The 14,086-nt window shown below is 65.6% G+C and carries 12 protein-coding genes; 2 read left to right on the top strand and 10 right to left on the bottom strand.

What is annotated here, in order from left to right:
* Positions 1–81 precede the first annotated feature (81 nt).
* The gene (locus tag OSB52_RS01595; RefSeq protein ID WP_266059813.1) at positions 82–3,660 is read left to right on the top strand and encodes an indolepyruvate ferredoxin oxidoreductase family protein; all 3,579 of its coding nucleotides are present in this window, start codon (positions 82–84) and stop codon (positions 3,658–3,660) included.
* Between the two features lie 113 nt (positions 3,661–3,773).
* Here OSB52_RS01595 and OSB52_RS01600 read toward each other — a convergent pair whose 3' ends face one another.
* Complete coding sequence (locus OSB52_RS01600; protein ID WP_372512280.1) at positions 3,774–4,454, bottom strand: TetR/AcrR family transcriptional regulator; 681 nt, start codon at positions 4,452–4,454, stop codon at positions 3,774–3,776.
* Positions 4,455–4,519: 65 nt separating this feature from the next.
* On the opposite strand from OSB52_RS01600, the gene OSB52_RS01605 reads away from it, so the two are divergent.
* Positions 4,520–5,290, top strand: a complete 771-nt coding sequence (locus tag OSB52_RS01605; RefSeq protein WP_266059816.1) for an NAD(P)-dependent oxidoreductase — start codon at positions 4,520–4,522, stop codon at positions 5,288–5,290.
* Here the strand turns inward: OSB52_RS01605 and OSB52_RS01610 are convergent.
* The 9 genes from OSB52_RS01610 to OSB52_RS01650 form a co-directional block, all read right to left on the bottom strand.
* Entirely contained in the window at positions 5,238–6,365 is a 1,128-nt protein-coding gene (locus OSB52_RS01610; RefSeq protein WP_266059817.1) for a LuxR C-terminal-related transcriptional regulator, read from the bottom strand. The genes OSB52_RS01605 and OSB52_RS01610 overlap by 53 nt on opposite strands.
* Positions 6,366–6,593: 228 nt before the next feature.
* Positions 6,594–7,472 carry an alpha/beta fold hydrolase gene (locus OSB52_RS01615; RefSeq protein WP_266059818.1) on the bottom strand — a complete coding sequence of 293 codons (879 nt, stop codon included), beginning with the start codon at positions 7,470–7,472 and terminating at the stop codon, positions 6,594–6,596.
* Entirely contained in the window at positions 7,469–8,704 is a 1,236-nt protein-coding gene (locus OSB52_RS01620; protein ID WP_266059819.1) for an NAD(P)/FAD-dependent oxidoreductase, read from the bottom strand. Before OSB52_RS01620 ends, OSB52_RS01615 begins: the two co-directional genes overlap by 4 nt.
* A 19-nt stretch (positions 8,705–8,723) precedes the next feature.
* On the bottom strand, positions 8,724–9,311 hold the full coding sequence (locus OSB52_RS01625; RefSeq protein ID WP_266059820.1) for an aromatic-ring-hydroxylating dioxygenase subunit beta: 588 nt from the start codon (positions 9,309–9,311) through the stop codon (positions 8,724–8,726).
* The gene (locus OSB52_RS01630; protein ID WP_266059821.1) at positions 9,295–10,671 is read right to left on the bottom strand and encodes an aromatic ring-hydroxylating dioxygenase subunit alpha; all 1,377 of its coding nucleotides are present in this window, start codon (positions 10,669–10,671) and stop codon (positions 9,295–9,297) included. The genes OSB52_RS01625 and OSB52_RS01630 overlap by 17 nt, the downstream gene beginning before the upstream one ends.
* A 27-nt stretch (positions 10,672–10,698) precedes the next feature.
* Positions 10,699–11,556, bottom strand: coding sequence for an alpha/beta fold hydrolase (locus OSB52_RS01635; protein WP_266059823.1), 858 nt, complete (start codon positions 11,554–11,556; stop codon positions 10,699–10,701).
* A gap of 12 nt (positions 11,557–11,568) precedes the next feature.
* Positions 11,569–12,579, bottom strand: a complete 1,011-nt coding sequence (locus tag OSB52_RS01640) for a sugar ABC transporter substrate-binding protein (protein ID WP_266059825.1) — start codon at positions 12,577–12,579, stop codon at positions 11,569–11,571.
* 30 nt (positions 12,580–12,609) lie between these two features.
* Complete coding sequence (locus OSB52_RS01645) at positions 12,610–12,960, bottom strand: bifunctional 3-phenylpropionate/cinnamic acid dioxygenase ferredoxin subunit (RefSeq protein WP_266059826.1); 351 nt, start codon at positions 12,958–12,960, stop codon at positions 12,610–12,612.
* Positions 12,953–14,014 (bottom strand): ABC transporter permease, encoded by a 1,062-nt coding sequence (locus tag OSB52_RS01650; protein ID WP_266059827.1) that lies wholly within the window; start codon positions 14,012–14,014, stop codon positions 12,953–12,955. The genes OSB52_RS01645 and OSB52_RS01650 overlap by 8 nt, the downstream gene beginning before the upstream one ends.
* Positions 14,015–14,086: the final 72 nt, after the last annotated feature.

Here is a 14,086-nt window from a genome sequence, read left to right on the forward strand (position 1 = left end):
GGGCCGCGACAACCGATGCCCGCAGCGCCCACACCCACGGCGTCTGCGGACCGATATATGAAGAGAAGGCCAGGTAATCCCATGACCCTCGCAGATGATCGCGCGCACCGCCTCGGTGCGCCCACCGACGAGACCGCGACGTTCTCCCGGACCTCGTCCTCGGCTGCCTCGTTCTCCCTCGACGACCGCTACACGCGCGAAACCGGGACCATCTATCTGACCGGCATCCAGGCCCTGGTCCGTATGGTCCGTGACCGCGCCCGCATCGACCGCCGCCAGAATCTGCGCACGGCCTCCTTCATCTCCGGCTACGAGGGCTCCCCACTGGCCGGCTACGACCTCGAGATCGCCCGCCGAGCTGCCTACCTCGAACCGTTCGACATCGTCCACCGGCCCGGGCTCAACGAGGAGATCGCCGCGACGTCGGTGATGGGGTCGCAGGTGGCCGGCCAGGTGGCAGACCTCTCGCCCGACGCCGACGGGACGGCACGCGACGGGGTCGTGGGCTACTGGTACGGCAAAGCGCCCGGCCTCGACCGCGCTACCGACGCGCTGCGGCACGCCAACATGATCGGCACCCACCCGTCCGGTGGAGCGGTGGCACTCGTCGGCGACGACCCCGGCGCCAAGAGCTCCACCATTCCGTGCGCGTCGGAGATGGCGCTGGCCGATCTGTACATGCCGATCCTCTATCCCGCCGACTCGCAGGACATCCTCGATTTCGGCGTGCACGCCGCGGTGATGAGCCGGGTCAGCGGACTGTGGACGTCGATGAAGATCTCCGCGCATGTCGCCGACGGAGCGTCGACAGCACTGGTCGACGCCAACCGGATCATGCCCGTGTACGGCGACCTCGGTCGCAGCCCGCACGTCCCGAGCGGACGATTGCTGGGCGCCAGCCTGATGGAGCTCGAGCAGAATCAGCTCACCACCCGCATTCCGCGAGCGCTGGAATACGCTCGGCTCAATGGCCTCAACCGCATCGTCACCTCCAGCCCGGACGACCGGATCGGCATCGTCGCGGCCGGCAAGACGTATCTGGACCTTCGGGAGTCGTTGCGGCTCATCGGTATCGACGATGATCAGCTCAATCGACTGGGCATCCGCATCCTCAAACTGGGCATGGTCTATCCGCTCGACCGCGACATTCTCGACCGGTTCATGTTCGACACTGCCACCGGCGACCTCGACGAGGTCATCGTGGTGGAGGAGAAACGCGACTTCATCGAGACGATGATGCGCGACATCCTGTTCCGTCATCCCCGCGCTCCCCGCATCGTCGGCAAGACCAATGAGGACGGTTCGACCTTGTTCTCGAGGTTCGGCGAACTCGATGTGGACGCGGTGTCACGCGGTCTGGCCACCCGGCTGGCGCGTCACCACCATGTCGATGCCGCGCAGGACTGGTTGGAACGGAAATCCAAGCGGCGCGGCCGGATCGAACTGCCGCTGGCCGTCCGCACGCCTTACTTCTGCTCCGGCTGCCCCCACAACAGCTCCACCAAGGTCTCCGACGACACGCTGGTGGGCGCCGGGATCGGCTGCCACGCCATGGTGCTGTTGATGGACGAGCGTCAAGTCGGCGACATCGCCGGCGTCACCCAGATGGGCGGCGAGGGCGCACAGTGGATCGGGATGGCGCCGTTCGTGACCGCGGATAATTTCGTACAGAACGTCGGTGACGGCACGTTCATGCACTCCGGCTCGCTGGCGCTACGCGCCGCGGTCGCCTCCGGCGAGAACATCACCTACAAGCTGCTCTACAACGGCACCGTCGCCATGACCGGCGGTCAAGACCCGGTGGGCGCGATGAGTCTGCCGCGGCTGACCTCGCTACTTCTCGACGAAGGTGTTAACCGCATCGTGGTCACCTCCGACGACGTGGCACGCACGAAAGCGCTCGGCCTGCCGAAGGACGTCACCATCCGGCATCGCGAGGACATGCTCGACGTGCAGACCGAGCTGGCATCCGTTCCCGGCGTGACGGTTCTGGTCCACGACCAGCACTGTGCGGCGGAGAAGCGTCGCAAGCGCAAGCGCGGCACCATGAGCACGCCGAACCGACGAGTGATGATCAACGAACGCATCTGCGAGGGATGCGGTGACTGCGGCGAGAAATCCAACTGCCTGTCCGTACACCCGGTGGACACCGAATTCGGCCGCAAGACGCACATCGACCAGAGCTCATGCAATCTCGACTTCTCTTGCCTGAAGGGCGATTGCCCGTCGTTCGTGACGGTGACGCCGGGAACCGAGCGGGAACGTCGCCGTGCCGACAACATCGCCGCGTCACTGATGCCCGCGCCGCGGGTGCCCGCGGTGCGCGAGTCGTTCGCGATCCGCGTGACCGGGATAGGCGGGACAGGGGTGGTGACCGTGTCCCAGGTGCTGGCCACGGCCGCGGTGCTCGACGGCAATGCTGCGCGCACCGTGGACATGACCGGCCTGGCGCAGAAGGGCGGTGCGGTGGTCAGTGATGTCAAGATCACCCCGCAGATCGTGGAGCAGGCAGGCAAGGTGGCTTCCGACGACTGCAACCTGTACCTGGCGTGCGACCCCTTGGTGGGCACCGATCCGGTTAACCTCAAGGTCGCCGATGTCGACAAGACGGTCGCCGTGGTGTCGACCACCAAGATCCCGACCGGTGCGATGGTCATCGACACCACAGTCGGTTTCCCCGCCGACGCCCAGGTCCATTCGGCCATCGACGACAAGGTGCGTCGCGCGGTGTACCTCGATCCCGGGGAACTGTCGACGGACCTGTTCGGCGACGAACAGTACGCGAACATGCTGATGGTGGGTGCGGCATATCAGGCAGGTGCGCTGTCGATCTCGGCCGAGTCGATCGAGCACGCCATCGAACTCAACGGCGTGGCCGTAGACGCCAACATCCAGGCATTCCGCCGCGGACGTCAGGTGGTGGACAACCCGGATGCGGTGGCGCACACACTCACCGGGCTGCACGGTGCCACCTCTGCCGAGATCGAGCCGAGTGAGTATGCGATGTCCGTCGTCGGTGAGTTGGGCTCGCTCGAGGCCGACCTGGCACGCACTATCGCCATCCGCTACGACGAGCTGATCGCTTATGCCGACGAGCGTTATGCACGTGAGTATTTCAAGTTCGTCTCCCGGGTCCAGCGCGCCGGTCACGGTCCCGCGTTCACCGGCGCGGTTGCTCGGAACCTGTACAAGTTGATGGCCTACAAGGATGAGTACGAGGTCGCGCGGCTGACCCAGGACCCGACGTTCGCGGCGCAGATCGCGGAGCAGTTCGGCGACGACGCGCAGGTGGCCGTCCGCCTGCATCCGCCGACGCTGCGCAGCATGGGGATGAGGGAGAAGTTGTCGCTCGGCGGCTGGGCAGACCGGCCGCTCTCGGCGCTGGCAAAGATGAAGCGTTTGCGGGGCACCAAGCTCGATCCGTTCGGCCACAATGAGGTCCGGCGGACCGAACGTGCTCTGATCGGCGAGTACCGCGAGACCGTCGAGGATCTGCTGGCCGGCTTGGCCGATGGCCGCGTCGGCGCGGATCGGGTGGGTTCAGCCGTGGAGCTGGCTGAGCTGCCCGACATGATCCGTGGCTACGAGGGCATCAAGATGGCCAACGTCGCGCGCTACCGCGCGGAGGTCACGGCCCGCCGACAGACCCTCGGCATCTGAGGCGTCACCCCGGCGATCTGTTTGCGCGAGCGCGCACCGGTCCCGCTCGCGCGCATGTCGAGACATGCGCGCGAGCCGATCGGGCGCGCGCAGGCGGATCGTCGCGGCGGCCCTCACTCCCAGCGGGTGCGGTTGCGTTCCAGGCCATCGAGCACCACCTCGAGGCCGAGGTCGAACTCGTCGGCGTAGGAATACCCCGGCGCCATGACATGCGCGGTGGTCATCTCGGTGAGATGCGGGAGGTCGGCCGGGTCGATTCCGGATTGGATCGATTCGGCGACCTCCCGCGTGTCGGCCGCATCAGTGGAGTCGAACGGCATGGTTGTCTCCTGCAAGACAAAGCCGTAGAGGTAGCTGTCCAGCAGGGAGAACGCGTGTGCCGCGCCGCCGATCGTGAAGCCGGCTCGACGCAACACCCCGATCACGGCGTCGTGATGCCGCAGTATTTGCTGCCCGGGACTGCGCCGAGAGTCCATCAACCCCAACGCCCACGGGTGGCGCACCAATGCGTCTCGCGCAGAAGCGGTTCGCACCCGCAATGCCTCGCGCCAGTCGGCCTGGGTCGGGATCTCGATCTCCGCGAACACGTGATCGACCATCACGTCAAGAATGCCGTCCTTGTTGCGGACGTGGTGGTAGAGCGACATCGCCTCGACTCCGAGTTGTTGGGCGATCTTGCGCATCGTCACCGCGCCGATCCCCCCCTCGTCGGCCATCTGCACCGCGGTAGAAACAACCGCTTCACGGGTCACCGGCTTTCGTGTGGTCACCAACTTTCCTCCTCCTCTGGACATCGGTCCACCTTACCGCGTAAGGTACCTTACATCGTAAGGATGATCGCCATCGAGAGGACCGCCCAATGACCATCGACGACACCCCCGACACTCGCCCGCTGCGGGTATGCATTGTCGGCGCATCCGGGAAGCTGGGGCGCTACATGATCCAGCACTGCCTGGATCGTGGCTACCAGGTGGTCGGCGTCTGCCGGCCGCAGAGCGTGCCGAAACTCGACGACGTCGCTGACCGCATCGAGATCATTCCCGGCCGCACCGACGATCGTGCGGTGATCGCCCGCGCTGTCGCCGGTTGCGATGGCGTTTTGACCGTGCTGGCCCCGTGGGGTGTGCACGACTACTCCTCGGGCACCGCCCGAGCGGTTCTCGAGTACGCAGAACCCGATGCGCGACTGATCTTTTCGTGCGGGTGGCACATCACTCGTGATGGCCTCGACCGATACTCGTGGCAGCTTCGCTACATTGTGCCGATCGTGAGCACGCTGGCGAGGTGGGCGCGCGTGGTCGACGTTGACGATCAGGTACGGGCGGCCCGACTGATCTTCGACTCCGACACCCGCTGGACCGTGGTGCGCGGCAGCGATCTCGAGGAAGGAGAGAGCCAGGGCCTGCCGGTGTGGCGCCGGCACGTCGGCGATCCGATACTCGCCGGCAACCTCACCCGGCGCATCGACTTCGCACTGTTCATGGTCGCCGCTCTCACGGACGATTCACTGATCCACGAGGCGCCCGCGATCAGCGGATGCGCGACGGCGGCGGTTGCACGCGCGGCCTCCATTCCGCTCAGCCCCGCGACGAGTCCGACCTCGCCGACATCCCGTGGTAGATCCTCGTGAGATGGACGCGGCTGCTGATGTCGAGCTTGCCGTAGATGTTCTTCACGTGCTGTCGCACCGTGTGCAGGCTGAGTACCAGTTCGTCGGCGATCTCGCGGTCGGTGAATCCGGCAGCCACCAGTCCGGCGACGTCGTACTCGCGCGCGGACAACACGTCGAGGCCTGTCGCATCCGGCCGATCGCGCGAGGATTCCAGTTGCAATTCGAAGAGCTGCGCGCCGGGCTCCCCGGGCACCGGGCGAGACGTGCACTCCAACACGTCCTTGACACCGTTGCGCAGCCGGATGAGATACGACCGATGGACGACCGAGGTCGCTCCGCCGACATCGCGGAGGAGACGATGCAAGATGTCGGGCCCTTCGTGGAGTTCCCGCAGCAACTCTGCCGCCCCACGGCTGATCGACGGGTCGATCGAGTTGGCCGCGAAGTACACCACGGCCGCCGAACTCGTCTCCAGCGCAAGCTGATAGACGTCCACTTGGTGCTGCAGCCGCTGGCGGGTGCGCAACGTGGTCACCGCTGAGCTGACCACCTGGGCGATGGCCGACGCCATACGGATGTCGTCGGACTCGACCTCGGTCGCCACCGAGTCCGACGCGAAGTCCACCGTGCCGATGATCGAGCCGCGGTGCATGATCGGCGCCTTGAGCACGTGCACCATGTTCTCGAGGCAGTCCACACGCCGGTAGACCTCGGACCGACGCCACTGCGCGAGCGTCTGGCCGGCGAGGTTGTACACCGGACCCGCACTGTCCAACAACGATCGCAGCTCGCCGTCGATCTGCCGTCCACACCGCTCGTATGTGGTCATGAACCGGTCGCTGACGTTGCGGGATGCGTACCAGTCGGGGGTGGGTCCGGCGTCACCGAACAAGTAGACCGCGCTCATCGGCAGGTCCATCACCGAGCCGATCTGACCGAAGTACGCCTCGCCGAGTTCGGTCAGATCGGCGATCTCTGTGAGCGACGCACTCAGACTCATCAGTGCCGTCATCCGCGTTCCCAGGTCCGGTGAGTACCGGTCGATGACACCGCCACCCGCCGGACCGACAGGACCACCTGAAGGTGAACTCATTCGCGAAGAACTCCGTACTCGACAACGGCCATCAGACCGCGATTTCCGGGGAACGCAGCACACCGAGGACTCGGGCCGCCGCCAACGTGGACGGGGCCCGCGCCGCGCCAGGCATCATTGCGTGGCACTTGAGCGCACGGGTTCCCCGACCGTGTCCCCAATTTTAGGCTGCCGGCACGCTCCTCGCCCGCCACGAGCGCAGCGTCACACGACGGGCGGACAGCCGCATCACACCGACGCAGATCGCAGGTGTGCGAGCACGGCGTCGACGAACGCATCCGGCCGCTCGAACGGCGGCCAGTGTCCGCACCGGCCGAGCAGTCGGATGTCCGCGTGCGGAATGTACGAACCGATCGCGAGAGCCTGTTCGTAGGGCACCATGCGATCGTTTCGGCCGTGGACGACAGTCACCGGCAGTCTCAGTCCGCTCAATGCCACCATGTTGCTGTGCGGCACGCTCACCGAGGCGCGATCGGCGACGCCGTGCTCGGCACGCAGCCGCCGCATGTCGCTCATCTCGCGCACGATCTCGTCGGTGACGAGACTCTCGTCGAACCACAGTGCCCTGAGCATCCGGCGCAACCGGTCGGTGTCGTCTGGTTCCTCGTCGAGTTCGGCGGCCAGACGCCACACCTCGGACGGGAACGGTGCGAGCAGGTAGGGATCCCCACCGGTGGATGCATGACACGCACCGACCACCAGCGACTCGACGCGCTCCGGATGTGCCAGCGCCACGTCGATGGCGGTCGTCGCGCCCATGGACGACCCGATCAATGGTGCACGCTCGATACCCAGATGATCCAACACGGCCAGTACTGCCCGCGCGGCCACATCGTGGACAGGCTCCCGGTACTGCACCGGGCCGGTCAGCCCGTAGTTGGGCAGTTCCACCACCACACACCGAAACCGCTCGGCCAGTGCGTCACACACAACCCGGTAGGCCAGGGATGCGGTGGCGCCGGGCCGCGGCCCCCACACCCCGATCATCACCAGCACCGGACCGGTCCCCCGGTCGTGGTAGCCGACGGTCATCTCATCGGTCGACACGGTGGCGAAGGAGGTCGGATCGACCAGTCCGACGGGCAGGTCGGAGGTCACGGCGCTCATGCGGCGACCTTCTTCGCCAGCGCCCGCAGGTCTGATCCCGTATCGGCGAGTTCTGTCTCGGTGACCTCCACACCTCGGTCCATCAGCACCATCGCCGCGCGGACGTCACGAGGCACGTTGATGCCGACGGCCCCCACCACCCGGTGGTCGCGCACATAGAGCCAGCTCACCGAGTCGCCGCCGTGTTCTCGCGCGACTATCGACGCGGTCTCGTCGATATGACCCGCCATCTGCACATTGAGGCCCAGATGATCCGACCAGTACCACGGGACCTGCCGGTAGGCGGCAGTGTCGCCCATCATGGACCGCGCCACGAATTGTCCCTGGTTCTGCGCGTTGAGCCACATGCCGTAGCGCACCCGACCACCGACGAACGGGTCGACGAAGTTGGCGACGTCGCCCGCCGCGAAGACTCCCGGGGTGTCGGTCTCGAGTCGGGCGTCGACGGCGAGTCCATGCTGTGTGTCGAAGACCGTCGGATCGAGGAAGTCGAGTGCCGGACGCTGGCCGACCGCAGTCAGGACTACGTCGGCGGGTAGCGTTCGGCCGTCGTCGAGCACGACGCCGCGCACACGGTCGACGCCCTCGAACCCCACCACCGACACCCCGGCGATCAGGTCGAAGTCGGCATCACTGTAGTGCGAGCGGAGGTGGGCGGCCGCATGCCCGCCGACCGCCCCGGTCAGCGGGTGCCGCGACCGGCACAGCCACACCACCTCGTTGCCGAGTGCGGCCGCCGCGGCGGCCGCCTCCACCGCCAGCAGCCCACCGCCGACCACCGCCACCGTCGACCGGCCGCGACGGAGACGGTCACCCACCACCTCGCAATCGTCGGCGGTCCGCAGCGTGTGGATTCCCGCCAACTCGGCGCCCGGCACATCGACCGTGCGGCACACGCCGCCGGTGGCGATCAACACCTTGTCGGCGACGATGTCGATCCCGCTGGCGAGCCGAACGGCACCCGCCGATGTGTCCAGACCCGTCACCGGATCGTCCAAGACGAGGTGCACGGCCAGCTCCATCCAGGAATCCCACTCCCGAAGAGTCGTGGAGAACAACGATTTCGATCCCTGCAAGCACTCCTTCGACAGCGGCGGCCGCTCGTAGGGCAGCTTGCCCTCATCTCCGACCAGGAAGATCCGATCGTCGAAACCATTCGCCCGCAGCGATTCTGCCGCACGTGCGCCTGCCATTCCGGCGCCGACGATCACATACGATCGCTTGTTCACCACGTCTTTTCACCCTTCGATATCAGAAGAAGACACTCAGATTCTTTGCCAGGATCAGATTCTGGTCGAGCAGAATGATGCGATCGGCGATCCGGAAACTCCCGTCCACCAGCCGCAGTACATCTCGCCGTTCACCGGCCCACAGGTCCACCTCGGCCTCGAGCCGGTTGCGGTAGACGAAAAAGTTGGAGCGCACGAAGTACTCTCCGTCGACATCCGCCGGCTGCACCCGCACATTGGTCACGAGGTGGCGCGACCGCGACGGCGGGTCCTCGGCCCAGTGCATTCCGCTCTCCAACTGTTCGATCCGCATCTCCAACGACGCCTTGTCGTCGTCGAAGTGCGCGACCTCCAAGCCGTTGAGGTCGTCGGCCTCATCGATCTTGCGCTGACGTCGCAACCGGTTGCGACGGATGGGCATCCGGTAGTGTGCGTCGTCGGTGAACAGGTCGAACCAGGTCCGCCACTGCCACTCGTCGATCAGCTCCGCCTCGGCGAACAGGAACTGCTCCACCGCATGCTGTTCCTCCAGACTCACCGATGTCATCCCCAGGGAACGGAACATCGGTGCCGACCGCTTCTTCGTCGTCTGCTCACCGGTTGTCAGCACCGGCCACTCCCTTCATGATCGCGGCCGCGCGCGGGCCGATACCCGCGCCCATCGTGGTGGCCTCGTGTTCGTGTCGCTCCGGGGAGACCGCCGGCGCGATCGGCCATTGCTCGCTGGTCATGAACTCGAGCCAGCGTCGATAGAAGGTGCGCTGTGGCCCCTCACCGAAGTAGTTGCGCAGCACGCGACCCGGGTAGATCGGGTCGTCGTCTGTCTCGTGCCCGCGGCCCATCTGATAGTTCCACGACATCTTCCGGGTCTGGGTTCCTCGCTCCAACATCTGTCCGATGAGATCCCAGTTCTCGCCGTCGTCGGTCTCCACGACGCCGGCGGCCCCCTCGGTGAACGACGCCGAGGTGCGCTGGGCGCGTTTGACCTCCTCTGGCGCATCGGCGTCCACAATGGTCCACGACCAGATCTCGAATTCGTTGGGGCCCTTCGGGTGCCATACACGAAGATTTGCCGATCCGGGCAACCCGGAGAGATTCGGGAAGACGGTGAAGTTGCCGACGGTGTTGGCTCGGTCCTCGCCGAGACGGTCGAGCCGGGAATCGAACTGATCGTTGTTGTAGCGTCCGAGCGGGTCATCGGCGAAGCGGGTCATCCGGTCGAAGATCATCGAGTAGCCGTGCCCCTGACGCGAGGCGAACTCGATGCCCTTGATGTCGCGCAGAAAGCCCGGATCGAAGGTACCCAGTGAGGACGCGTGGGTGATGATCGCGTGGTAACCGTCACCGCCGAACTGTTCGGCGCCGAGTTTCCAGTTGCCGTGGATGGTCCACTTGATGACGCCCGGCAGCATCTCGATACCGCTGGGCGTGCGGTCGACCCAGCTGTCGATGTAATAGGTCATGTCGCCGAGGAAGTCGATGAGCGGCACCGCGTTCTCGTCGAAGGTCGCGAACCACATGCCCTTGTACTGGTCGATCTGCGCGACCTCCACGAGACCCCAGCGCTTCTGATCGAGATCGTTGAAATAGGCGGTGTCCAGGTTCGGCACGTTGATGAGCTCACCGGCGGTGTTGTAGGTCCACCCGTGATAGGTGCACATGAAGTTGCGCGCATTGCCGTCCTCGGCGCGGCAGATCTTCATCCCGCGGTGACGGCAGGCGTTCAGGAACACCCGGACACTGCCGTCCTTCTGCCGGATGGCCAGAACGGGGTCGCCACCCATGTAGGTGTTCACGAAGTCACCGGGCTTGGGCAGCATCGAGTCGTGCGCGATGAACAACCAGGCACGGCCGAAGACCTGCTCGAGTTCGCGGCGATAGATCTCATCGTCGATGAAGATCTCCGGTCCGATGAGTCCGTTCTCCCAATCCACGAGCTCCTGGAGCCGTTCGTTGATGTCGAGTGTCATGTGTTCTCCCTTGTGTGCTGGGCTGGTTCAGGAATCGAGGAAGGCGGTCGCGACCGCGGCGAACTCGTCGGGGCGCTGCTCCTCCATGTGGTGTGCACCGTCGGCCATCACGTAGACGGAACCTGCCGCCACCTCACGACTGAGCTCGAGTGCGTACTCGGGCACGGCGAAGGCGTCGGAGTCGCCCCAGAGGAACAACGTCGGCGCGGTCACCAGGGGAAGATGGTCGCTGAGGTCCTGCGGGATGCCACGACCACCGCCGGCGGTCCAATCCGGTCCGAGCGCGAGCAGATCCGGCAGCAGGCTCAGTTCCCAGCGGAGGTCGAATGTCCACTGCGGGATATCATCTCCGCCTTTCCACTCCAGCTCTGCCATGATGTCGAAGAGTTTCTCTTTGGTGGGCCCACCGTCCGCGTAGTAGGTTGTCCACGCCTCACGGCCCGCCCGACCGAGTTCGGGGGTCAGCGGCTCGGCGCCGCGTACTGGCTCGCTTCCGGTGACGATGAGCCTGCCCACGAGTTCCGGGCGTTCTGCGGCCAGGGCGATCGCGGTCGACCCGCCGATGGAGTTGCACACGAAGTCGGCCTGCTCGATTCCGATGGCGTCGAGCGCACCGCCGATGACCTGTGCATGATAGCTCCACCGCGGCGCACGAAACGGCTCCTTGCTGGAGCGGCCGTAGTGCAGCATATCCATCAACAGGACTCGCCGGTCTTGTGCGAATGTTGCTGCCACGGTGCCGAAGTCGGTCCAACTCGAGCACCCCGGTCCGCCGCCGTGGAGAAAGACGGTGGGCCGCCCACTCCCCATGTCGATGTAGTGGATCAGATGGTCACCCACCTGGACCTGTTTGCCTTCTGGTTCAGTCAACTGGATGTCACGCATCGCCTTGTCCTCTCAGTTGTTTCCGTCGGTGTCCACGAGTGGGAGATCATCGAGCGAGCACTGGCGATCGGCCGGCGCCACGTAGTCCGCGATGGTCTCGCCGTCGACGATGGTGCTCGCGACGACGTACTCCGGTTGCGCGGAACCGTCGAGCGCATCGCGCGCGGCGGCGACCAACGCCCATCCGGTGCAGACGGGGTCGGTGTCGATGGTGGCCGTGATACTCCCGTTGCGGACCGCGGCGATGGCGGCCTCGTCACCGTTGTTGCCCGTGACAACCACCCCGTCGGGGTTGTCGGCCGAATACGCGCTCATACCACGCGCCTGGAGCGCGGATCCGATGCCGATCGCCGATCCGTCGTTGTACGCCCAGAACCCATCGATCGAGGAATTGGCCGAGAGCATGTCCTGGGCGAGCGCCGAGGCGCTCGCGGAGGTGTCGGCGGTGTTGTCCTGGCGCACTGCGATGGTGAGCCCCTTGCTCTCGGCCGCCTGTGTGAAACAGTCCGTCATCGTGACGATCGACGGCGCCGGCGGTCCCGACATGATCGCGATCGTGCCGTTCGGTTTGGCGTCCGCGTAGTAATCGGCGAGCCGGTCGATGACCCCGCCCGGCTCACAGGTGGTGCTCTCGGTCCACACCGAGGTGTCCACGCCGGTACCTCCCGAGTTCACCCCGATGACCGGGATGTCGGCGGCATCCGCACGTGCATAGGCGCCGGAGATCGCGCCCTCGTCCAGGGCCCAGGCACCGATGGCCGAGGCCGGGCGATCCACGAGCGTCTGGATGTTGGACACCTGGGTGTCCGGCGACAGGTTCGCGTCGTACACCTGTGACTCCCAACCGAGTTGGGCCGACGCATCCTCCACACCCTGCGCGGTGAACTTCTGTCCCTCTTGCGAGAGCACCGGAGAGGAGAAACCGAAGAACTCGCTGCCGGAGTCGCTATCACCGCATGCGACCATGCTGAGTCCGAGGGTGACGGCCAGCGCTGTCGTGGCCAGCGGTTTGATTACCTTCATTACGATGTGATTCCTTCTGTCATCCGATGGTCAGATCCGGGAGCGCGCTATGACGCATCGTTGCGCCGCCGCGACGTGAATGTGGCCGTCCTCCAAGCGGACCGGGTAGGTGCCGACGGGATCGGTGGCCGGCGCGGTTAGAGCCTCGCCGGTCCGCACCGAAAAGGTCGCGAAATGCAATTCGCATTCGACCGTGTCGCCGTCGACGTATCCCTCGGAGAGCGAGTACTCGGCGTGCGAACATGTGTCGTCGATGGCGAAGTACTCGCCCTCCACGTTGAACACCGCGATCGGTGGGCAGGTGCCGGCTATCTTGAGGCCCGAACCGGGGTCGAGGTCGTCGGTCGAGCAGGCGACGATCCAGGTGTCGATGTCAGCCATGCGACACCGCCTGACGTCGAGGCGCAACCATCCGCCGGACCCGATCGAATCCGCCTGATGTGCGCGCCACACCGAGGCCGACGGCGGCGATCAGCAGGATGCCGTTGACCGCTTGCCGCCAGAAGCTGGAGATGTCGGCCAAGGTCATCGCGTTCTGCACCACACCCAGAAACAGCACGCCGATCACCGTTCCCCACACGCTGCCCTTTCCGCCCTTGAACGACGTGCCACCGATCAGAACGGCGGCCAACACGCCGTTGAGCAGGGCTGGGTCGATCTGCGGCGACGCACCTGTCAACCGCCCGACCTGCACGATCGCGGCCACGCCGGCCGACAGCCCCGCGAGCGCGTACACACCCGTCTTGATGTTCTTGATGTTGATCCCGTTCAGGCGGGCCGCGTCGGCATTGGACCCCACTGCGAAGACCGCACGCCCGAAGCGGGTGTAACCGAGAACTCCTGCTGCCACCAGGACCAGCGCGATGTCGAACAGAAGGATGATCGGGACCGAGCCGATCCGGCCGGTGGCGAAGGTGTTGATGGCGCTGAATGCGGGTACGTCGAAGACGTTGACGGTGGCGCCGTCATCGGCCAGCAGCGCGATACTGGCCGCGATGGAGGCCATACCCAGAGTGACGACGAGGAACGAGATCTTCGCGCGTGCCACCAGCAAACCGTTGATGATGCCGAGAACGGCGCCACTGGCCAGCGCACCGAGGACGCAGATGATGGCGGGTGCTCCCGATTGGAGGAGCAGTCCGAATCCCATACCCGCGGCCGCAGTCATCGACACGATCGACAGGTCGATGCCGCCGGCGATGATCACGAATGTCGACCCGAGCGCCAAGGACAGCGCAACGCTGTTGGCCCCGACGATGTTCATCAGGTTGGACCAGGTCAGGAAGTTCGGTTGGCTGATCGCGGCGACCACGACGAGGACCGCGAAGGCAGCCAGGACCCCGCCGGTGTCACCGAACGTCGGTGCCGCGCGCTTCTTGGCGGGTGGTCGCGCAGTGACCTCGGATATGTCAGTGGTTTCTTCGATGGTGGTCACATCGTTCTCCTCGAGAAGTTCGAATCGGTTGCGTAGGAGGTTGATCTGCGGAGTTACGGCCCCGGACGATCG

The organism is Gordonia aquimaris (genome assembly GCF_026262595.1).
Classification (GTDB): Bacteria; Actinomycetota; Actinomycetes; order Mycobacteriales; family Mycobacteriaceae; genus Gordonia; species Gordonia tangerina.

Coding starts and splice junctions, on each gene's coding strand:
- OSB52_RS01640 (WP_266059825.1), bottom strand. CDS start 12,579: ATGAAGGTAATCAAACCGCTGGCCACGACAGCGCTGGCCGTCACCCTC.
- OSB52_RS01605 (WP_266059816.1), top strand. CDS start 4,520: ATGACCATCGACGACACCCCCGACACTCGCCCGCTGCGGGTATGCATT.
- OSB52_RS01630 (WP_266059821.1), bottom strand. CDS start 10,671: ATGACACTCGACATCAACGAACGGCTCCAGGAGCTCGTGGATTGGGAG.
- OSB52_RS01635 (WP_266059823.1), bottom strand. CDS start 11,556: ATGCGTGACATCCAGTTGACTGAACCAGAAGGCAAACAGGTCCAGGTG.
- OSB52_RS01610 (WP_266059817.1), bottom strand. CDS start 6,365: ATGAGTTCACCTTCAGGTGGTCCTGTCGGTCCGGCGGGTGGCGGTGTC.
- OSB52_RS01615 (WP_266059818.1), bottom strand. CDS start 7,472: ATGAGCGCCGTGACCTCCGACCTGCCCGTCGGACTGGTCGATCCGACC.
- OSB52_RS01595 (WP_266059813.1), top strand. CDS start 82: ATGACCCTCGCAGATGATCGCGCGCACCGCCTCGGTGCGCCCACCGAC.
- OSB52_RS01645 (WP_266059826.1), bottom strand. CDS start 12,960: ATGGCTGACATCGACACCTGGATCGTCGCCTGCTCGACCGACGACCTC.
- OSB52_RS01600 (WP_372512280.1), bottom strand. CDS start 4,454: ATGTCCAGAGGAGGAGGAAAGTTGGTGACCACACGAAAGCCGGTGACC.